The sequence below is a fragment of the Cohnella sp. OV330 genome (assembly GCF_900112065.1).
Lineage (GTDB): Bacteria > Bacillota > Bacilli > Paenibacillales > Paenibacillaceae > Cohnella.
The window spans coordinates 586899-607340 of sequence record NZ_FOKE01000001.1 but is presented as its reverse complement, the minus strand read 5'-3'; the positions used below and the strand labels follow the sequence as shown (position 1 = coordinate 607340).

Below are 20442 nucleotides of genomic sequence, written 5' to 3'. Positions count from 1 at the left end.
TATAAACGAATTGCCGTCTCGTGCCAACCCGGCGAGCGCGGCCGATTAGCGGCCGCCGTAGGATTCCACGATTTCCTGCCGCCGGTTGTTCATCGCCGCGATCCGGTATTCCAATTGTTTCTTTTCCCCTTGAAGCTTGCCGATCAGCCGTCCGATATCGCGGTTGCGGGCGCGGACGGATTCAATCGAACTGTCGATGCGTCCCTGGACCATCCAATCCGCCAGCAGTCCGTCAAAGAAAAAATCCGAAAATTTAAGCAGTCCGCTCACTTGCGGCACGGAGGCGTCGTGCGACTGGTTTAAATCCGCAAGCTCCTTGCCGAATCGGCGCAGCGCATCCTCCGCATGATGGATGTGCACGGAGGCTTCGTCGATTAGCCCGTGCTTCACCGCCGTCGAGATCAAACCGCCGCCGAACAGGTCATGAGTCCCCCAGCCTCTTGCCGAAGACAGCTTCTCCCCCGCGTACTCGAGCGCGCCTTCGACCTCCAGCCCGGCGCGAATCGCTTCGTCGAACTCGATCTTCATCGACTGCAGCTGCCCGATCTCCGCCGAGATGGCTTCAAGCTCCTGCCACGCTGTCGCATCGTATTCCCGGATCCATTGCTCCTTCATGGCGAGCAGCTCGCTGCAGCGACGCTCGGCATATTCGACCTCGACCAGTTTGCCGATGACGTCCGATTGCTCGCGCTCCAGTGCAAGCAGCGCAGCCGCGGCCGCATCCCGCTTCAGTTTTGCTTCGGCCGCTTCGCGTTCTTCCTTGGACAGCTTTTCGTCCAGCTTGCCGAACAGCTGCAGCACGAATTGCGAAAAGCTGGCTGCCCGCATACGCTCGACGTCGTCCTGCTCGCTCGCGAGCCGCTCCGACCAATGCGACTCTTCCCGACGCTGCTGCTCCACCTCGCGGACAAGCTCGGTTCGCCGTTTGGTCCATTTGGCCCGCAGCGCCAAGTCTCTCTTTGCCTGCTCCAGTTGCTCGTTCCATGCCAGCAAGGGTTCGTTCATGCAGGTCACCTCGTTTATCATATCGGATGCGATAATCCATTAGACGAATAAAGGGCGAAAAGGTTTCTTTTGGAAATGAGCAATGTATCCGGGGCAGGACAAGCAGGCGAGGGTTGTGGTTTAATGGAAATACTATATTTAATTATCGTCTGGAGGCCACCGAATGACCGCGAACACTTCGAGCGCGATTCGCACCGCGCTGCTGGCGCTGACGCTGGCCGCCGCCATGGCCGTACTCGGGGCCTGCGGCGGGGAGAGCGAGCCCGCGACCGCGCCGATCGGGACCGCGTCCGCCTCGTCCTCGTCCGCTTCGTCTCCGTCCGCCGCGGCGACCGAGCCCCCCGAGCCGACGGCCGCCTTTCTCGCGCCGCTCACGGGGCTGCCGACGGACCAAGCCGTCGTCCGCAGGCCGCTCAGCGTCATGATCAACAACTTCAAGGCTGCGCGTCCGCAATCCGGCCTAACCCATGCCGACACGGTGTGGGAGATCCTTGCGGAGGGCGGCATCACGCGGTTATTGGCAATCTTTCAGAGCCAGACGTTCGACGATCCGATCGGCCCGATCCGTAGCATCCGCCCCTATCTGATCGACGTCGGGGAGACGTACGGCGGCGTCCTCGTCCATGCGGGGGCGAGCAACGACGCGCTCGCTATCCTCCAGCACTCGGGCAAGGCCGACATGGACGAGATCAACAATGCCGGCGCTTACTTTTACCGCTCCAAAGACCGCAAGGCGCCGCACAATCTTTATTCCACGCAGGACAAGCTGTATACGGGCGCGCAAAAGTTGAAGTACGACGAGACGGCGACCGTGCCGCTGGTGCAGTTCGACCCGACGCCGGACGTGATCGGAAAGCCTACCGCAACCCAGGTCGACATCAAATTCCAATTGTCGGACTACAAGGTATCCTATCAATACGATGCCTCCGCGCATCTTTACGCACGATCGGTCAACGGCCAGCCGCATATCGATCTCAACAATTCGCGTCAGCTCACGGCCGCCAATCTCGTCGTCCTGTCGGCCAAGCATCACGCCTACGACGACTACGGCAGGCTGGAGATCGATCTGAACAGCGGCGGCGAAGCCGTATTGTTCCAGGAGGGGCGCGCGATCGCTTGCGAGTGGAAGCGAACGCCGGGCGACATCATCCGCATTTACCGCGACGGCCGCGAGCTCAAGTTCGTGCCGGGCACGACCTATTACCACGTGGTGCCGACGGACGGCGGGTTCGCGAGTCATGTGACGTATGAATAAAAGATGGCGGGCAGACGAGTTCGTCCCGGAAGCGAATCGCCTCTCGAATAGCAGGCGATGCGCCTAAAGATGCGTCCCGGAAGCGAATCGCCTCTCGAGTAGCAGGCGATGCGCCTAAAGAAGCGGGCCGGAAGCGAATCGCCTCTCGTACAGCAGGCGATGTGCTCGCCAGCACGCACTCCTACGGTACGAGAATTGTCCGTCCGCGCAGACAATAGACGCATATCCGCAATCGCAGCCAGAAGAAGGGGCGTAGAGGATGGGGTTTAAACTTCGTAGAGAGAGAACGGGCGGCAGCCGGACCTGGTTCGGCAAGATGCTGCTGTCTTACTTGCCGGCGTTTTTCATCCTGACCGCTTTTCTGTTTTTTATTTTTTTTCAGATTCTGAACAGCCGCAACCAGGAAGCCGCCCGCAAGACAAACGACTATGTCACCCGGCAGGCGCAGCTCGTCGTGGACGCGTCGCTGACGGCGATCGACCAGAAGATCACGCTGGAGATGCTGCGCAACCGCACCGTGCTGCGGTATTTCTCGGAGCCGACGGCCGCCGATCTGTCGCTGCAGGTCGATGTCATGAACGAGCTGGCCGAGCTCAAGATCGCCAATCCGCTCATCCATTCCATCTACATGGTCCGGGCCGACGACCGTATGGTCCTGAACATGAGCACGACATATCCGCTCAACCGGTATCCGGACGCGCCTTTTATCGAATCCAGCCTGAAGGCGCCGAACAGCAAATGGTCCGATCTTCGGCTGTATAAAGAGCTCCCGTCCGAGACGGGAACGCCGGTCGTGACGCTGACGCGGAGCGTGTCCATCTTTTCGGGCCGCTACGGGCTGATCGTCATCAACGTCAACGCGGCTTCCCTTCAGCAGCTCGTACGGGACATGTACGACGCATCGGTCACGCAGTTGCATCTGTACGACGGAGCGGGACAGGACCTATTCCATACGGACCCGGCGGACGTCGCGCCGAAGGCGAACAAGACGCTCGCGTCCGCTTCGGTGTCCGACTATACGGGCTGGCGGCTCGTCAGCGAGTGGAACGACGGCAAGTGGATCGCATTCCTGCTGTCCCTCTTCAATGTCTGGCTGGTGCTGGGCTTGCTCGTTTGCGCGCTGGCGCTCGGCTGGATCGTCTGGATGACCCGCCAGAATTACCGCCCGATCCGCAACCTGGTCGCGCAGTTGGAGAGGTACTCGCCCGGCAGCGGCCCGGTCAAGGACGGCGACGAGCGCTACGGCGGGGAATTCAGATATATCCACTCGATGATGGAAAACATGATCGACCAGAACAGCCGTTTCCAGCGGCAGCTGCAGCAGGACCTTGAGGTCAAGCGGAACTTCTACCTGTACGGGCTGCTTGAAGGCATTCGCCAGGTCGGCCCTGAAGAGTGGGCGGCTACGGCGGATCAGCACGGCATGTACGCGGCGTTCGGCAAAGCCTCCGTCGTCGTCCTGGAGATCGACCGGAGCGCCGAATGGCGGCGGACGTACGCCCAGGAGGAGCAGGATGGCTGGAAAAAGGCCGTGGAAGCGATCGTGGGCGGACTGACGGAGGAGGCCGAAGGCTGCCGGGTATGGATGCTCTGGACGATGGCGAACCAGCTGGCGGTCATGCTCATGTGCGAAAGCGACGTGCCGGACGAAGCGATGTCGGCGCTGATCGGGGAGTGGCATGCGCGCATCCGGGCCGATATTCCGTTCGAGATGACGATCGGGCTTGGGGAGCCGGCCGTGCGTCCGGAGAATATCCACGACGCTTACCAGGAGGCGCTCGCCGCGCTTCAATACAAGTCCATCGAAGGCAACAACCGGATTCTGAAGCATGCGGGCAGTCCGACGGGGCGAGGCGAAGTATTTCGTCATCTTCAGCGGATCGACGGCATCGTAGACTTGCTGCGCTTGTCGGACGCGAAGTGGCGGGCGGAGTTCCGCTCGCTCATCCGGCAGATGGAGCTCGACCGGGCTTCGCGCGAGGATATCGGGCAGGTAATGAACTACTTGATCTTCAACCTCGGCCGGGCCGTGGAGGGAATGAGCGCCGAGTATCGGCGGCTGTGGAGCACGGACATCATGCCGGCGCTCGCCAAGACGCTGGCCGAGGTCGAGATGATGGGAGACATCGCGCACGCTTTTTTCGAAGCGCTGGAAGCTTTCGAGGAGCGGGTCGAGCAGTCTCGGGAATCGCGAAACCAAGGCGTGCTCATCAAAGAGGTCAAGGCGTACATCGAGAGCGACTTCGCGCGTCCCGAGCTGTCGCTGGACTATCTCAGCGAGAAGTTCGGCATCAGCGGCAAATATTTGAGCCGTCTCTTCAAGGAAGAATTCGGCCTGAAGTTCGTCGACTTCCTGATCGACCTGCGCATCCGCCACGCTCAGCAGTTGCTTGCCGAGACGAGCCTGCCGGTCCAGGAGATCTCCGAGCGGACCGGATACAGCAGTCCGATCTCGTTCGCCCGCACGTTCAAAAAAATCGTCGGCGTGCCGCCGATCGATTATCGCAAGGAAAAGCAGGGTTAACAGCCATATCGAGTTCGCAGTCCGGTCGCGCTTAAAAGCGCGGCCGGATTGTTTGTTTTTGTCCAAATAGCGCTTGGAAACGTTGATGTGGCAGGTTTTTACGGCATGGAGAAAAAAGTTGGCAGGTGGAATAAGGTTGGTTAAGGCGATAAAACGTATGGCTGATTCATGTCATTAAACGTACCATCGTAATAACGCTTACGATGACATGAAATTGTCCGATTGGTTGTATCGGAGAAAATGGTTTGTTGTGCGGGCCGGTCGGCGATGATTTGATTAAGGCACGACTTGGAGGCAGGCTGCGTCAGGTCGACATTCGATACGAAGAGGGAGAGGTCATTCGATGGAAAACAGATTCAAGAAGAGCCTGGCACTGCTTACGGCGGCCAGCGCGATCGGCACGGTCGCGCTGGCGGGATGCTCGAACGGCGCAGACGATGCGAACGCGGCGGGCAGCGGCTCGGCCGGCGCGGAGAAAATCAAGCTGTCCTTCGAAACTTCCGTATATGCGGAAGCGCCTCACAAGAAAGCGATCGACGCCTTAATCCAAAAGTACAACGAAGCGAATCCCAACGTCGAAATCACGGTGCACGGCACGGACTACGAAAACTTCTGGGACAAGCTGACCACCGAGATCATCGCAGGCACGCAGGGCGACATCGTTCAGGTCTATCCCGAGAACATCGCGACCTACAACGCACTGCAAGGAGAAAAGGGCGCCTTCTTGAATCTGGACGACCGCATCAAAGGAACGGAGCTGGAGACGGATCTCGTCGGCCAGGAGCTTAGCAAGGTAAACGGCTCTTATTATGCGTTATCCGATTATGCCTGGGGCACCACCGGCATCTTTTACCGCAAATCGCTGTTCCAAAAAGCCGGCATCGATCCCGCTTCGATCAAGACGCTGGAGGACTTCAAACAGGCCGCGATCAAGCTGGGCGTCGATACGGACGGGGACGGCAACGTCGACCAATACGGGTTTTCGAGCGTCGTAGGCTCGCACCCGTTCGTCGCTTCCGAATGGTATCGTCTCGTGGCGAGACCGGTATCCGGCGGCATCTTCTTCGGCGACGGCGAGTCCGGCCCTTATACGGCCGACCGGATCAACGTCAACTCGCCGGCCAACGTCTGGGCGGCCGAATGGTGGCAGGACCTCATCGACAATCCGCAAGCGACGCCTCCGGGCACGCGGGACAAGAAGGTCAGCCGCGAGATGTTCTGGAACGGCCAGGCCGCGATGATGATGGACGGCCCGTGGTTTATCGGCATGACAAGAGAGCGAGACACTGCGCTGATGGACGATCTCGGCCTGATGCCGCAGCCTTCCGTCGAATACGAAGGCCAGACGTACAAACCGAATCCGCATAACTATCCGCTCGTCGCCATGATCTCCGCGAACAGCAAGTATCCGGACGAGGCTTGGGACTTCCTGAAGTGGATGGCTTCCGCCGAGGCGCAGGAGATCATCTCGCAATCCGGCATGATTCCGAGCAGCAAGGCTTACGCAGGCACGGACGCGTATGCCCAGGCGAACCCGCTTGCCGCGCAATTTTTCGACTTCCAGCAAAAAGTGTACGCCCCGGCCGTCATGGATCCGCCGATTCCCGAGCTTGGCACGCTGAACCAGACGCTGATCAACTACGCGCAAAATATGTTCGTCGCCAAGCAGGACGCGAAGTCCTCGCTAGACAAGGCGGCGGAAGAGATGAAAAAAGCGATGAATTAATTCGTCAGGCCGGTCCGGGGGCCCGCGCCGCCGGATTAGACGCCTGCGAGGAGGAAGGAAATGAACAACGACAACGCGCTTCTCGGACAGCCCTCCTTGCCGACACAGCAGACGGAAGCAGCCCCCCGGCCGCGATTCTGGCGCTCCGAATGGCGGAGGCTGAAGCAGAATAGGGCCGCCTATTTGTTCATCGCGCCGCTCGCACTGGCGGTCGGGCTCGTGCTGCTCTACCCGATTCTGAAGGCGGCGCTGATGAGCTTTCAATACTGGAAGGTCGCGCGGCCGATCGCGGAGGGACATCCGTTCGTCGGATTGGACAATTACGCGGCTGTGATGGATTCAGGCTATTTCTGGCAGTCGCTCGGCATCACGTTCCTGTACATTTTCGTCACGGTCGTCCTGCGCTTCGTGCTTGGGATCGGTACCGCCGTGCTGCTCAACACGCCGTTCAAGGGCCGCGGACTCGTCCGGGCGCTGGTCATCATCCCGTGGGCGGTTCCCGAGGTAGTCACCTGCCTGGTCTTCATTCTCATGTTCGACTATCAATTCGGTGTCGTTAACGACGTTTTGATCAAAATGAACATTCTGTCGAACCCTCTGGCCTTCCTGGGCGAATCCGACACGGCACTGTGGGCCGCGATGTTCGTCAACGTGTGGAAGGGCTTCCCGTTCGCCGCCATCATGCTGCTCGCCGGTCTCCAAGGCATTCCCAAGGACCATTACGAAGCCGCGAGCATCGACGGAGCCTCGGCGTGGAAGCAGTTCACGAGCGTGACGCTGCCGGCGCTGAAGCCCGTATCCGTCATCGTGTTCCTGCTGCTGGTCATCTGGACGGTCAAGGACTTCGGCATCGTATACGTGCTGACGGGCGGCGGACCGAGCCGCGCCACGGAGCTGCTGACGATTTTTATCTACCGGGCCGGCTTCAAGTCGTTCGACTTCGGTCTCGCCGCGGCGGCGGGCATGTTCCTGCTGCTCATCTCGGTCGTCTTCACCGTGCTCTACATGAAGGCCACGAAGGCGGGTGAATCGGCATGAAGAAAAGAAATATGCCGCTCGTCTATATTGCTGCCGTCTTGATCTCCCTGTTCGCGATCGCGCCGTTCGTCTGGATGATCCTGACCTCGCTCAAGCCGCAGGCGGAGATCTATAGCAAGCCGCTGCAGTATTTGCCGCAGCATCTGAATGCCGAGGGTTACAAAGGGATGCTGAACGCGAAGGCCGATCCGAACGTGAACTTCATCTCCTGGTTTAAAAATACGGCGATCGTCTCCCTGCTCACGACGGTGCTGTCGCTGATCGTGTCCGCGCTCGGCGGCTACGCGATGTCGCGGTTCCAGTTCAGGGGCCGCATGAGCATTGGCTATATCATCCTGCTGACGCAGATGCTGCCGGGCTCGCTGTTGATCATTCCGCTGTACCTCATCATGAAGGACTACCACCTGCTGAACTCCTACTTCGGCCTGGTGATCGCGTACGCGACGATCGCGATTCCGTTTTGTACGTGGATGCTCAAGGGTTATTTCGACAGCGTATCGACCGCCATCGACGAGGCCGCTTCGATCGACGGCGCGGGACGATGGACGACGTTCGTCCGGGTGATCCTGCCGCTGACGCTGCCTGGACTCGTGGTGACGGCCGTCTTCTCCTTCCTGACGAGCTGGAACGAATTCATGTTCGCGCAGACGTTCCTCAGCGACTACGACAAGTGGACGCTCTCGGTCGGCATCGCCAGCTTCCAGGGGCAGTACGTCGTCAACTGGGACTATCTGATGGCCGGCTCGGTCATGACGACATTGCCGATCGTCGTCGCTTTCTGGCTGCTGCAGAAGCATCTCGTAAGCGGCATGACGGCGGGCGCGGTCAAATAACGCAAGCAATGCGGCACTCATCATACGTTTTCTAAGAGGAGCTATCAGCAATGGAAAAAGGAAAAATCAGATTCGGCATCGTCGGCATGGGCATTCGGGGCAGCTTGTTTGCGGATACGCTGCTTCGCAATCCGCATGCGGAGCTCGTCGCCGTCAGCGACGCCTTTGCCGCTACGCTGGATAAGAGCAAGTTGCGCTACAACGTTCCCGGCTATGCGGACGTCCGCGAGATGATTGCGGGGGAACAGCTGGACGCACTCGTCATTGCGACGCCGGACTTCCTTCACAAGGAGCCGGTCATGCTGGCGGCCGAGCACGGGCTTCACTTCATGGTCGAAAAGCCGTTCTCCACTTCGGTCGAGGAAGCGGAGGAGATGCAAGCGGCGGTCGACCGCGCCGGAGTCACGTGTATGGTGGCGTTCGAGAACCGGTGGAACACGCCCTTCGTCGCCGTCAAGGAAGCGGTCGAGCGCGGCGAGATCGGCGACATTCTCACAATTAACGCGCGTCTCAACGATACGATTTTCGTCCCGACGCAGATGCTTAAGTGGTCGAAGGGCTCCTCGCCGGGCTGGTTCCTGCTGCCGCACGCGACGGATATCGCGCTGTGGCTGAAGAAGACTGCGACGCCGGTCAGCGTCTACGCCGTCGGCACAAAGAAGAAGCTCGTCGGCATGGGCATCGACACCTACGATTCGATCCAGTCGGTCGTCAGCTTCGACGACGGCACGCACGCGACGTTCACCACAAGCTGGGTGCTCCCCGAGTCGATGCCGCTGATCTACGACTTCAAGTACGAGATCATCGGGAACGACGGCGCGTTGTACGTGGACCTGTCCGATCAGATGGTGCGCAAGGCCGGTGGCGTCTACAGCCATATACATACGCTGGGCACGCCGATCAACGGCCTGTTCACCTCCGCGCCGAGCTATATGCTGAACGCGTTCGTCGATCATGTCCGCCTCGGTACGACGCCGGAGTCGGGCGCGGCCGCGGGCCTGCTGAACACGAAGCTGGTGCATGCCATCCACCGGTCCGTCCTGAGCGGGTCGGTCGAGCGGATCTGACGCCGTGTGGCCGGACGATATCCATGGCGGCCGCGTCGTCGCCTGGCTGGGAAGGCCTGGCGTCCTGATCGAGAGCGACCGCCTGGAGGCGACGATCGTCCCCGCCTTAGGCAGCCGGGTCGTCTCGCTCCGCTGCAAGGCATCGGGCTTGGAGCTGTTGCGGACGCCGGCGTCCGTCAAAGCGTACGAAGCTTCTCCGATGCTGTACGGCATTCCGGTGCTGTTCCCGCCGAACCGCATTGCCGGAGGAGCATTCGAATACGCGGGCAGAGTCTACCGGCTCGACGTGAACGATCCGGCGACCGGCAGCCACGCGCACGGCTTCGTGCACGACAAGGCGTGGGAGGTCGTCTCCTGCGGCCGGGACGACGACAGCGCGAGGCTGGTCACGGCGTTCGATTCCGCGCTTCATCCGTCGGTGACGGCGCAGTTCCCGCATCGTTTTCGCCTCGTCATGCGGGTCGAGCTGCTGGGGAACGCGCTCATCCAGCGGATCGACGTGCACAACGAGAGCGATGCCGCGTTTCCGTGGGGGCTCGGCTATCACACCGCCTTCAACTTCCCGCTGGGCGCAGCTTCGTCGCCGGCGTCCTGCACGTTCGCGGCGCCGGTCGGCCGCAGGTGGATGCTCGACGCGAGCTTCTTGCCGACGGGCGAGCTGGCGGAGGATGCGCGGGGCTCGACGCTGCGGCAGGGAATGCCGATCGGCGGCGTCGCCTTGGACGACGTCTTCGAGGCGGTCGGCGATGACGCGAACGAAGCGGTGCTGACCGACCCGGAGGCTGGAATCCGCGTGCGGTATCGAGCGGACCGCGCCTTCGGCACATGGGTGCTGCACAACGGCGACGGCCGCCGGGGCTTCGTTTGTCCCGAGCCGTATACTTGCGTGACCAACGCCTTCAACCTGCCCTTGCCGCCCGAGGCGACCGGTCTCCGGGTACTCGTTCCGTACGCGTCCGCAACCGTGTCCTGCAGGATCGCCGTGGAGCCGGCATGAGCGCGCGAGAATAAAAGCCCGGCGTCGAGGCATGATAAATGCCTGTTGACAATCGCTTCTCGGGCGGCCTATAATTACCGATAACTTCATAAGCCAAATGTGTTGATTAGAACCAGTAGATGTGAAGACGCCTTTCAGAGAGCCGTTGGTTGGTGCGAAACGGCAGCGCGGATCACGTTGAACTCCTCTATGAACAGTTGCCTGATATGTAGGGTAAACCGGGATTCCGCCGTTACAAGGATAGATGGTGTTGGCCATCGAACGAGATTGTTTCCGCATGCCGGAAACGAATTAGAGTGGTACCGCGGGTTAAACCCCGTCTCTATAACAGAGACGGGGTTTTTTGTCGTTTAAATTCCGGGTTTAAACGAGCCTGCTTCACATAGATTTCCCATTATAAAACCTGAGGGGGATATCCCATGAGCCGCAAAATTATCGTATTGGATACGACGTTAAGGGACGGGGAACAGGTGCCTGGCGCCAAGTTGAACGCCGTGCAGAAGGTCGAGTTCGCCCGTCAGCTGGAACGCCTGAAGGTCGATATCGTCGAGGCCGGATTTCCCGCATCTTCCCGCGGAGACTTCGAGTCCGTGCAAGCCGTCACCCGCGCGGTAGGACGCCAGATGTCGGTGACCGCGCTGGCGCGCGCCGTCAAGAGCGACATCGACGCCGTCTATGAGAGCATCAAGGAAGCGGATCAGCCGCTCATTCATATCGTGCTCGGCACGTCGAACATTCACGTCGAGAAAAAATTCAACCGGTCGAAAGACGCGGTCATGGAGATGGGCGTCGAAGCCGTAAGATACGCCAAGACGCTGCTGCCGCACGTGCAGTACTCGACCGAGGATGCATCTCGATCCGATTTCGACTATTTGTGGCGCACGATCGAGGCGGTCGTCAAAGCCGGCGCGACGATGATCAACGTGCCGGATACGGTCGGCTACGCGGAGCCGCATGAGTTCGGGGAGCTGATCCGGCGCATCAACGAACGGCTCAAAAACCTCGACGAGCGCGTCATTCTGAGCGTTCACTGCCACAACGATCTCGGCCTGGCGACCGCGAACACGCTGAGCGCGATCCGGGGCGGCGCGGACAAGGTCGAAGTCACGGTGAACGGCCTGGGCGAGCGTGCCGGCAATACGTCTCTTGAAGAGGTCGTCATGGCGCTGAAGGTGCGTGAGGCGCTGTTCGGCTGCTCCACCAATATCCGCACGACGGAGCTGCTTCCGACGTCCAGATTGTTGACGCATCTGACCGGTCTCGACGTGCAAGTGAATAAGGCGATTACGGGCGAAAACGCGTTTGCCCATTCCTCGGGCATCCACCAGGACGGACTGCTCAAGGATAAGCGCGTTTACGAGATCATGTCGCCCGAGGAGGTCGGGGCCGAAAGCATGGAGCTCGTGCTGACGGCGCGGTCCGGCCGGCACGCGTTCAAACACGCTGCGGCGCGCATGGGCTTCGAGCCGAAGGACGACGCGGACTTCGAAGCGCTGTTCGAGAAGTTCCTGGCGCTCGCCGACGCGCGCAAGGAAGTGTACGATCACGACGTGTTCGCGCTCGTGAACGGGCACCGAGAAGCCCAGCCGAAGGACGAAGCGGTCGCCGCGCGTTTGTTCGAGCTGGAGTCGTTCCAGGTCGTCACGAACGAGCTGTGTCCGACCGCTACGGTCAAGCTGCGCCGGGGCGCGGAGACGCTCAAGGGCAGCGCGGTCGGCGACGGTCCGATCGACGCGTTGTACGGCGTCATCCGAGAGTTGGCGGGATACGAGGTGCGGCTGAAGCATTACAAGATCAACAGTCTCTCCAGAGGGGAAGAAGCGGTCGGCCGGGTGAACATCCAGCTTGAATACGACGGCAAGACCTTCGCGGGGCGTGCGATGGATACGGATATTATCAAGGCCAGCGCGCTGGCGTTCCTGAACGGCATTAACGCCATCGTGCTCGATTCGGCGCCGGGCGAAGAAGCGGAGCAGGCGATCGGTTAAAAAGCGGGCAGCTGCAAGGTCGTCCGGAGGGACGCGCGGCTGCCCGTTCTTCATTCGTTTACCACAGTCGGCGTTAGTGACCATTTGCGCTCATCGGTCGGAGTTACGCGGTTTTACCGCGCAACTCCGTTCGCGGCCTAACGCTCACCCCCCCGTCCGCACCCGCCGCCTGTATTCCGAAGGCGTCTGTCCCGTCAGCTTCTTGAAAGACTTGGAAAAGTAGAGCGGATCGCTGTACCCGACGGATAGGGCGACCTCTTCGACGGAGAGCGGCTCGGCGAGCAGCGAGCTGGCGCGTTCGATGCGCAGCTGCTGCAGGTAGGCGACGGGCGTCATGCCCGTCTCCCGCTTGAACAGCTTCGTCAGATGCGTGCGGTGGTAGCCGAGCTCGGCGGCCATCCGCGCGATCGTGACGGAGGGATCGGACTGCTGCGCCTGCAGCCAGCGCGCGGCCCGGTCGGCCTCGACGGCGGAGAGGCTGCGCGGTTCGGCGCCGGCGGCGGGACCATGCGGGCGATTCGCCTTGGCCCAAGACGCGAACGCGAGCCGCAGCCAGCCCTCCGCCTCCCAGTCGGCAGTCCAGCTTTTCTTGGCGAACACGCCGTCGACCGCCCGGATCGCCCGCAGCGCGTCCTCGCTGCCGCCTCGCACAATGGGATGCAGCGCGTCGATGCCCGCCGCGGCGAGCCAACGCTCGGCTTCGGGCCCGCGGAAGGCGATCCAGCGATACCGCCACGGCCGCTCCTTGTCCGATTCGTAAGCGTACATCTCCCCTGGCAGGATGACGAAGCTGTCGCCTTCCTCGAGATCGTAGTGCTGGTCGCGGCACCTGTACCACCCTTTGCCCTCGGCGACCGTATGGATGAGATAGTGCTCCAGCTTCTGTGGCCCCATCCGGTGCTCCGGCTCGGTCTGCGAGTATCCGGCGAACAGGACGGACAGCGTCCCGGAAGCGCGGGGGTTCGGATGCACCGACGTGCGGCTGAACGGGTTGGGCATGATGAATTCCCTCCACTTGATAGACTACATTATTCCATAAGTTGAACGTATTGTTCCATATTCCCGGAAGCGCTTTTTATTTATTATAAATCGCAGATAGGCTTAATACCACCGGGAATCAGGGAGGCTAATATCTCATGTCCAAGATCACGTTCCTCGGAGCGGGCAGTACGGTATTCGTCAAAAATGTACTAGGTGACAGCATGCTCGTGCCCTCGCTTCAGGGCTTCGAGCTGGCGCTGTTCGACATCGATCCGGAGCGGCTGAAGGAATCCGAGAGCATGCTTCGTAACATCCAGGCTTCGTCCGGCAGCAAGTGCCGCATCGTCGCCTACTCGGATCGCAAGGAGGCGCTGCGCGGCGCCAAGTACGTCGTCAACGCCATCCAAGTCGGCGGCTACGATCCCTGCACGATCACCGACTTCGAGGTGCCGAAGAAGTACGGGCTTCGCCAGACGATCGCGGACACGCTGGGCATCGGCGGCATCTTCCGCAATCTGCGCACGATTCCGGTCATGATGGACTTCGCCCGCGACATCCGCGAGGTTTGTCCGGACGCCTGGTTCCTGAACTATACGAATCCGATGGCCGTGCTGACCAACGTCATGAACACCTACGGCGGCGTGAAAACGGTCGGCCTGTGCCACAGCGTGCAGGCGTGCGTCAGCCATTTGTTCGACGGACTCGGCATGGACAAGGAAGGCGTAACTTCCCGCATCGCTGGCATTAACCACATGGCTTGGCTGCTCGAGGTAACCAAGGACGGCGTCGACCTGTATCCGGAGATCAAGCGCCGCGCGGCCGAAAAGCAAAAGGAAAAGCATCACGACATGGTGCGCTACGAGCTGATGGCGAAGTTCGGCTATTATGTCACGGAATCGAGCGAGCACAACGCGGAGTACCACCCGTATTTCATCAAGAAAAACTATCCGGAGCTGATCGAGCGCTTCAACATTCCGCTGGACGAATATCCGCGCCGCTGCGTCGAACAGATCAAGGGCTGGAAAGAGATGCGCGACAGCATCGTGAACAACGCGACGCTGACGCACGAGCGGTCGCACGAGTATGCGTCCTACATTTTCGACGCGATGGAGACCAACGTGCCGTTCAAGATCGGCGGCAACGTCATGAACACCGGCCTCATCACGAACCTGCCGAAGGAAGCTTGCGTCGAGGTGCCCTGCCTCGTAGACGCTTCTGGCGTGACGCCGACGTACGTGGGCGACCTGCCGCCGCAGCTCGCCGCGCTCAACCGGACCAACATCAACACCCAGCTGCTCACGATCGAAGCCGCCATGGCCGGCAAGAAGGAGCACATTTATCACGCCGCGCTGCTCGACCCGCACACCGCCGCCGAGCTGTCGATGGACGACATCGTCTCCCTGTGCGACGACCTGATCGAAGCGCACGGCGACTGGCTGCCGAAGTTCCGTTAAGCAGCAGCGAAGGGCATGCACGCGAAGCAGCCTTCATCCGGCCTGGGCCGAATGAAGGCTGTTTTTCCTTGCATGGCTATCTCGATTGTTCGAGCTGGCGGATCATGAACGGTTTAATAGAGGCGAGCTCCCGGATCAAGTATTCGGAAGCGGAGGAGAAGAACGTCAATTCCGCCTCCATAAACGCGCGCGGGCATCGCGCTGAAATGAATTGATAGCCGATCGACTCGGTGCCGTTCAACAGGGGCAGCGTCACGAAGGACTGGATCGACGCTTGCTCGTACATCTCGCGATGATTGGCCGCGATCGGATGGTCGGACCGGCGCACGTCCTCGATCCCGAACGCATGAGACGTATACACGGGGGCCGGCGAACGATCGGGGACATCCTGTTCCACGCTGAGACCCTGGGTGTACTCATTGAACATATCCGGAAAATGCGCGACCGAAGCATTCCAGATACGCAGCGCGTCCATGTCATAGAAGTATAATCCGCCTCTAAGGTCGGGATAACATTGCCGCATGCGGCCGAAGTAATGACCCATCAGGACCTTGGCCCGAATGGCTAGATATTCGGAACGGTCGATCAGGTCCTCTTGATAGAGCCGCAGCAGATTCGTCGATACGTTATAATCCTGTCCGCCCCCTCCGTCGAGCCTGGCGAGCAGCTTCGCCAGTTCCTTGGACGTCTTGAACTTTTTTAAAGAGATGATGACTTCCTCCATAGGCAACCCCTTGAATCCGTCAGGATGATCGTTCTTCTGATGTTCTGCGCTTGTTTTTGGCGACGATCGATTCTATGAATTCGCAAATGGTCCGCAGCTCCTGCTCGTCCAGCTCCGCGCCGTTCCAATGAAAGGTTGGCGCTCCCGCGCTTGCGTCGACGGCTGGCGACAGGAAGGGCTGTTCTTCGGCGTCAGTGATGCCCAGCAAATAGTCGGCCGTTGTCCGAAGCGCATGGGCCAGTTTGGCGATCACGGCGAGCGGAGGCTCCCGGTTGCCGTTTTCGTAGCCGGAGATCGTCGTCTTGGCTACGCCTACCGCGGCACCGAGCTTCTCCATCGTGAACCCTCGTTTTTTTCGCAACCCCTTTAATCGTTTTCCGAATGGATGGGTCATGATAATCCCCGCTGATCATTGAAATTAGGACAATTATCCTTTATTATACGAATAAGTATTCGGAATGAATACTTTTTTTCCTAGTTTTAAAATGTCATACGCTTTCATTTGTAGTGAAATGGGAAAATAAAGATTTTAATACATTTTAATGAATGGAATAGATAGGCCGTCCGGACCAGAGCCGGGCGGCTTTGCTTGCCCAAGCCGTGTGCATCGCTTCTGATGGATCTCGTCTTGAAGCGGCAGGTCCGGCGGACCGGGACGGACTCGAAAAATGGATGTGACGGCATGGTTCAGGAGCGGGCGGAGACGCCTCAAGTCAAGCAATTCGTGCAGAGCGCAAAGATGATGTTCGAGCATCATTCCGAACCCGCATGGTGGGTCGACGTCAACGGCATCCTGCTGGGGGGCAACGAAGCTTTCCATGCTTTATTCGGCCGTCCTCCGAAAGAATCGAACGAGTTCCATTTAAACCGGATGGTTGCGAAAAGGGATCTGCTTCGGGGAACGCGGTGCATGCTCAAAGCGAAAGCGGGCCGCGCGCAGCCTGTCGAAGCGGCCTGCATCGGCAAAGACGGCGGGGAAACGGCGATGTCTATCACGTTCGTGCCGGTTTATGCCGACCGTGCGCTAGTCGGCATTTACGGCCTCGCGACGCCGTTGGTGCGCGATTCGGCAGCGGGGATGGACGCCGCCGAATCCGCTGCGGGGCGGGCGGCCGCTTTGGCCGGAGCTCCGCTCGTCGAGGCGTTGAGCCGGGCTATCGACCTGGATCAGCTTCGCGTGTATTATCAGCCGCATCTCGATATCCGAACGGGGCGCATCGTGGGAACCGAGGCGCTTCTTCGTTGGCACCATCCCGAACGCGGCATCGTAGCTCCATGCGATTTTATTCCGGCCGCCGAAGCGTCGAAGCTTATCCTGCCGATCGGCGAATGGGTGCTTCGAACGGCATGCGCCCAGAACAAGGCGTGGCAGGATCAAGGCGCCGGACCGCTCACGATCGCGGTCAATTTATCGCCGCGTCAATTCGAACAGGAGAACGTCGTCGATATGGTTGGGCGCGCCTTGGCGGATACGGGGTTGGAGCCGCGTTATCTGGAGCTGGAGATTACCGAAGGCATGACGATGGACGTGGAGCGTTCGATCGCGACGCTGAAGGAGCTTAAGCGGCTTGGCGTGAAGATCAGCGTAGACGACTTCGGCATCGGGTATAGTTCGCTTTACTATCTGAAGCGATTCCCGATCGATACTTTAAAGATCGACCAATCCTTTGTCCGGGATTGCACGGAGGACGATAACGACGCGATGATCATCAAGACGATCATCGCGATGGCGCATCATCTGAATTTGAATGTCATCGCCGAAGGCGTAGAGAAGCCCGAGCATCTGATTTTTCTGCAGCAAAATCTATGCGACGAAGCGCAGGGCTACCTATTCAGCAGACCGGTCCCTGCCGAAGCGTTAATGCAGAATTTCCAGCACATCAACGGCGTCGTTGCTAGCCTGGGCATCAAGGCGGGGCTGACGGACCAGATGTTGATGCGGGAGCAGGCGCGCGCGACCCGAAGAAATCTCGAGACGACGCTCCGCAAACAGCAAGGCGTGACGATGAAATTCAAAAAGGAAAAAGAACAATTCGTTCATACGCTTTGCGAAGGGGAACTCGTCTTCCGTATGGGCTTTTCGCCCGAATTTATCGTGGGCAAGACGCTTCGCGAATTTCTTCCCCCTGACGTTGCGGACCGAATCGAGGGATACTACCGGAGAGCTTGGCTCGGGGAAGAACATGTATCGTACGAGGCAGATATCGGCGGCATCTGGTTCCTATCCTCCTTAAGGCCCATGCGACGTGGCGGCAAAGTCGTGGAGGTGATCGGCTCGGCGATCGACATTACCGAGAGAAAGAGAGCGGAAGATGCGCTTCGGCAGGTGTATGCGAGCTACCGGCTGATCGCCGAAAATTCGACGGATTTAATTTCCGTGCTCGATGCCGCCGGCCGTATGCAATTCGTTTCCCCCTCGCACGCGCTTTTTCTGGGAATCTCGCTGGACAAGCTCGAAGGGAATACGCTGTCCGATCTGATCCACCCCGAGGATCGCCAGCATGCGATCGCGTTTTTCGACGACATGATGAAGCAAAAAAAGCCGAGCCATGGCGAGTTCAGACTCAGGCACGGGGACGGGAGATGGCTGTGGGTCGAAACCGGCTGCACGCCGGTGCTCGGCGGGGACGGGCAGGTCGAACGCGTCATCAGCGTCGGGCGCGATATCACGCCGAGAAAACAAGGGGGAAGCCGGGATGAATCCTGAAAACGACAAGCTTGCACAAGCGCTGCGGGAGCTGGAGGAACGTTATCGCAGGTTGGTGGAGTCGTCGCCCGAGGGGATCATCGTTCAGCGGGAAGGCATCATCCTGTACGCGAATCCGGCGTCGCTCCATTATACCGGCGGCGAGAGTCCTGTCGGCCGTACGATTTTCGATTACTTGCATTCCGATTATCACGACGTTGTCAGACTGAAGGCATTCACGCCGGAGATCGGGAGAGAGCTGCCTTTCAGGGAGATGAAAATCGTCCGTCCGGACGGCCATGTCATCGACGTGGAGATCGGGGCCATGTTTATTCCGTACGAAGGGCAGCCGGCCACGATGACCATGCTGAGAGATATCTCGGATCGAAAGCGGGTCGAGCAAGAACTGAAAGAAAGCGAGGAACGCTACCGGCTGTTGGTGGAAAAGTCGCCGGAACCGATCGTCGTTCATACGGAAGGCAAGCTTCGTTACGTGAACCGGGCAGGGATCGCGCTGCTTGGCTTGAACGGGCCGGAGGAGCTGATCGGACGCTCCGTGCTCGACTATGTCCATCCCGACGACCGGGAGGCTTCATTCGAACGAATGCAAAGACTCTACAAATCCGAAGGAAGCACGGAAGCGCTTCTCGAGCAGCGAATCGTTCGGCCCGACGGATCGATCGTATTCGTGGAAGTGATGGGCATCGGCATTTCCTACGGCGGCGAGCCTTCGGCCCAGATGATATTCCACAATGTCACGGCCAGGAAAAAAGCCGAAGAAGCGCTTCAGCGGAGCGAGGAGAAGTATCGGATCATCGCGGAAAACATGCATGACGTCGTCGGCATCTGGGACGTCGACGGCATCGCCAAGTACGCGTCGCCGTCCATTCGGACCGTGCTCGGCTATCCGCCGGAGCACTTTGAAGACAAATCGGTGCTGACGTTCGTTCATTCGGAAGACCGGCTGCGGATCCGGCAGCTCATCTCCGATATGAGGCGGACGAAGGAGACGCGGGCGCTCGAGTGCCGCTTCGAGCATCGGACGGCGGGATGGCTGTGGCTCGAGGCGAAGGTGACGCCGGTCCTCGACGGTCAAGGAAGGATCATCCATTTTCTCGCGGTGGCAAGAGACATCACGGAGCGAAAGAAATTGGAGTTCCAGCTCACCGAAATGGCTTATCACGATACGTTGACGGGCCTTCCGAACAGGCGGTTTTTCTCCGAACATTTGCAGCGGGCGCTCTCGGACGCGAAGCGGAACCGGAGAAAGATGGCGCTCATTTACCTGGACTGCGATCACTTCAAGCACGTCAACGATACGATGGGGCATGATACCGGCGACTCGCTGCTTAAAGGATTGGCCGAGCGATTAAAGCGCTGCGTGCGCGATAAGGATCTGGCGGCCCGTATCGGCGGCGACGAGTTCGCCATCGTGCTGACCGAGATCGAAGACGAGGCGGAAGCCGAGCGAATGGCGTCGACATTGATGAAAACGCTGCAAGAGCCGTGGGCATTCGGCGCCAATCGGTTCTTCGCGACGACCAGCATGGGCATCTCGGTATTCCCCTGGGCGGGACACACGGTCGAAGCATTGATCAAGGAAGCGGATGCGGCTTTGTATCGTTCTAAAAAAATGGGTCGGAACCGATACTGCATGTAGTCGTTGCCGTAGTCGTTGCCTCGGGAGTCCGCGTTCAGTCCAAACACTTGCATTATATAGGGTGGGGGAGTATAATAAGGTCAACAAAAGGGGGCCGCGATCTTGAGCGATAATACCGAACTGCATGTGCCGGTCGTAGGCAGCGACGACGCGGAGTCTTGCCATCACGACGGCGCAGAGCGCAAAAGCCACCATTCCGACAAAGTAAAAAGCAGCCTCATCAGCAGACTGAACCGTATCGAAGGACAGGTTCGCGGGATTAAAGGCCTGATCGAGCGGGATACTTACTGCGACGACGTGCTTAACCAGATCGCTTCCGTCCAATCCGCGCTGAACGGGGTCGGCAAGCTGCTGCTCGAGCATCATCTCAAGAGCTGCGTCGTCGAGCGGATACAGGAAGGCGACACGGATGTCCTGGCCGAGCTGATGACGACGATGAACAAGCTGATTAAGTAATTCAACGACTACCTGCGGCGATATCGCCGTTTTCTTATGGCTTTTATT

The 20442-nt window shown here is 59.6% G+C and carries 16 protein-coding genes and 1 other annotated feature; of the genes, 12 read left to right on the top strand and 4 right to left on the bottom strand.

The window, feature by feature from the left end; translation table 11 throughout:
- Nucleotides 1–45: 45 nt before the first annotated feature.
- Nucleotides 46–1005 carry a hypothetical protein gene (locus BM235_RS02335; protein WP_090108916.1) on the bottom strand — a complete coding sequence of 320 codons (960 nt, stop codon included), beginning with the start codon at nt 1003–1005 and terminating at the stop codon, nt 46–48.
- 163 nt (nt 1006–1168) lie between these two features.
- Between BM235_RS02335 and BM235_RS02330 the strand changes: the two genes are divergently transcribed.
- From BM235_RS02330 to BM235_RS02295, 8 genes are all read left to right on the top strand, one after another.
- The gene (locus BM235_RS02330; RefSeq protein ID WP_090108915.1) at nt 1169–2260 is read left to right on the top strand and encodes a DUF3048 domain-containing protein; all 1092 of its coding nucleotides are present in this window, start codon (nt 1169–1171) and stop codon (nt 2258–2260) included.
- A gap of 259 nt (nt 2261–2519) precedes the next feature.
- Nucleotides 2520–4784, top strand: coding sequence for a helix-turn-helix domain-containing protein (locus tag BM235_RS02325; RefSeq protein WP_090108914.1), 2265 nt, complete (start codon nt 2520–2522; stop codon nt 4782–4784).
- Nucleotides 4785–5127: 343 nt separating this feature from the next.
- Nucleotides 5128–6510, top strand: a complete 1383-nt coding sequence (locus BM235_RS02320; protein WP_090108913.1) for an ABC transporter substrate-binding protein — start codon at nt 5128–5130, stop codon at nt 6508–6510.
- Nucleotides 6511–6570: 60 nt separating this feature from the next.
- The gene (locus tag BM235_RS02315; RefSeq protein ID WP_090108912.1) at nt 6571–7548 is read left to right on the top strand and encodes a carbohydrate ABC transporter permease; all 978 of its coding nucleotides are present in this window, start codon (nt 6571–6573) and stop codon (nt 7546–7548) included.
- Nucleotides 7545–8381 carry a carbohydrate ABC transporter permease gene (locus BM235_RS02310; RefSeq protein WP_090108911.1) on the top strand — a complete coding sequence of 279 codons (837 nt, stop codon included), beginning with the start codon at nt 7545–7547 and terminating at the stop codon, nt 8379–8381. The genes BM235_RS02315 and BM235_RS02310 overlap by 4 nt, the downstream gene beginning before the upstream one ends.
- A 50-nt stretch (nt 8382–8431) precedes the next feature.
- A complete protein-coding gene (locus BM235_RS02305) occupies nt 8432–9448 on the top strand; it encodes a Gfo/Idh/MocA family protein (RefSeq protein WP_090108910.1) in 1017 nt (338 codons plus the stop codon).
- Between the two features lie 4 nt (nt 9449–9452).
- A complete protein-coding gene (locus BM235_RS02300) occupies nt 9453–10445 on the top strand; it encodes an aldose 1-epimerase (protein ID WP_090108909.1) in 993 nt (330 codons plus the stop codon).
- A 93-nt stretch (nt 10446–10538) separates the two neighbouring features.
- Nucleotides 10539–10772: a binding site (T-box leader), on the top strand.
- A 92-nt stretch (nt 10773–10864) separates the two neighbouring features.
- Nucleotides 10865–12433 carry a 2-isopropylmalate synthase gene (locus BM235_RS02295; RefSeq protein ID WP_090108908.1) on the top strand — a complete coding sequence of 523 codons (1569 nt, stop codon included), beginning with the start codon at nt 10865–10867 and terminating at the stop codon, nt 12431–12433.
- Between the two features lie 144 nt (nt 12434–12577).
- Here the strand turns inward: BM235_RS02295 and BM235_RS02290 are convergent, their stop codons facing one another.
- Nucleotides 12578–13432 carry a helix-turn-helix domain-containing protein gene (locus BM235_RS02290; RefSeq protein ID WP_090108907.1) on the bottom strand — a complete coding sequence of 285 codons (855 nt, stop codon included), beginning with the start codon at nt 13430–13432 and terminating at the stop codon, nt 12578–12580.
- 137 nt (nt 13433–13569) lie between these two features.
- On the opposite strand from BM235_RS02290, the gene BM235_RS02285 reads away from it, so the two are divergent.
- On the top strand, nt 13570–14868 hold the full coding sequence (locus BM235_RS02285) for an alpha-glucosidase/alpha-galactosidase (protein ID WP_090108906.1): 1299 nt from the start codon (nt 13570–13572) through the stop codon (nt 14866–14868).
- A 76-nt stretch (nt 14869–14944) separates the two neighbouring features.
- On the opposite strand, the gene BM235_RS02280 is transcribed toward BM235_RS02285, so the two are convergent.
- Entirely contained in the window at nt 14945–15592 is a 648-nt protein-coding gene (locus tag BM235_RS02280) for a hypothetical protein (protein WP_090108905.1), read from the bottom strand.
- A gap of 19 nt (nt 15593–15611) precedes the next feature.
- Entirely contained in the window at nt 15612–15986 is a 375-nt protein-coding gene (locus BM235_RS02275; protein WP_090108904.1) for a helix-turn-helix domain-containing protein, read from the bottom strand.
- A gap of 288 nt (nt 15987–16274) precedes the next feature.
- On the opposite strand from BM235_RS02275, the gene BM235_RS02270 reads away from it, so the two are divergent.
- The 3 genes from BM235_RS02270 (at nt 16275) to BM235_RS02260 (ending at nt 20394) form a co-directional block, all read left to right on the top strand.
- Nucleotides 16275–18299, top strand: coding sequence for an EAL domain-containing protein (locus BM235_RS02270; protein ID WP_255374021.1), 2025 nt, complete (start codon nt 16275–16277; stop codon nt 18297–18299).
- Nucleotides 18289–19938: a sensor domain-containing protein gene (locus BM235_RS02265; protein ID WP_090108902.1), complete on the top strand. Its 1650-nt coding sequence runs from the start codon at nt 18289–18291 to the stop codon at nt 19936–19938. Before BM235_RS02270 ends, BM235_RS02265 begins: the two co-directional genes overlap by 11 nt.
- A 120-nt stretch (nt 19939–20058) precedes the next feature.
- The gene (locus tag BM235_RS02260) at nt 20059–20394 is read left to right on the top strand and encodes a metal-sensitive transcriptional regulator (protein ID WP_255374040.1); all 336 of its coding nucleotides are present in this window, start codon (nt 20059–20061) and stop codon (nt 20392–20394) included.
- Nucleotides 20395–20442: the final 48 nt, after the last annotated feature.

What these genes read in the sequence shown, in the direction of transcription:
- BM235_RS02335 (WP_090108916.1), bottom strand. Translation starts at nt 1,005, where the DNA reads ATGAACGAACCCTTGCTGGCATGGAACGAGCAACTGGAGCAGGCAAAG.
- BM235_RS02265 (WP_090108902.1), top strand. Translation starts at nt 18,289, where the DNA reads ATGAATCCTGAAAACGACAAGCTTGCACAAGCGCTGCGGGAGCTGGAG.
- BM235_RS02285 (WP_090108906.1), top strand. Translation starts at nt 13,570, where the DNA reads ATGTCCAAGATCACGTTCCTCGGAGCGGGCAGTACGGTATTCGTCAAA.
- BM235_RS02330 (WP_090108915.1), top strand. Translation starts at nt 1,169, where the DNA reads ATGACCGCGAACACTTCGAGCGCGATTCGCACCGCGCTGCTGGCGCTG.
- BM235_RS02280 (WP_090108905.1), bottom strand. Translation starts at nt 15,592, where the DNA reads ATGGAGGAAGTCATCATCTCTTTAAAAAAGTTCAAGACGTCCAAGGAA.
- BM235_RS02290 (WP_090108907.1), bottom strand. Translation starts at nt 13,432, where the DNA reads ATGCCCAACCCGTTCAGCCGCACGTCGGTGCATCCGAACCCCCGCGCT.
- BM235_RS02310 (WP_090108911.1), top strand. Translation starts at nt 7,545, where the DNA reads ATGAAGAAAAGAAATATGCCGCTCGTCTATATTGCTGCCGTCTTGATC.
- BM235_RS02295 (WP_090108908.1), top strand. Translation starts at nt 10,865, where the DNA reads ATGAGCCGCAAAATTATCGTATTGGATACGACGTTAAGGGACGGGGAA.
- BM235_RS02315 (WP_090108912.1), top strand. Translation starts at nt 6,571, where the DNA reads ATGAACAACGACAACGCGCTTCTCGGACAGCCCTCCTTGCCGACACAG.
- BM235_RS02325 (WP_090108914.1), top strand. Translation starts at nt 2,520, where the DNA reads ATGGGGTTTAAACTTCGTAGAGAGAGAACGGGCGGCAGCCGGACCTGG.
- BM235_RS02275 (WP_090108904.1), bottom strand. Translation starts at nt 15,986, where the DNA reads ATGACCCATCCATTCGGAAAACGATTAAAGGGGTTGCGAAAAAAACGA.
- BM235_RS02270 (WP_255374021.1), top strand. Translation starts at nt 16,275, where the DNA reads ATGGTTCAGGAGCGGGCGGAGACGCCTCAAGTCAAGCAATTCGTGCAG.
- BM235_RS02305 (WP_090108910.1), top strand. Translation starts at nt 8,432, where the DNA reads ATGGAAAAAGGAAAAATCAGATTCGGCATCGTCGGCATGGGCATTCGG.
- BM235_RS02320 (WP_090108913.1), top strand. Translation starts at nt 5,128, where the DNA reads ATGGAAAACAGATTCAAGAAGAGCCTGGCACTGCTTACGGCGGCCAGC.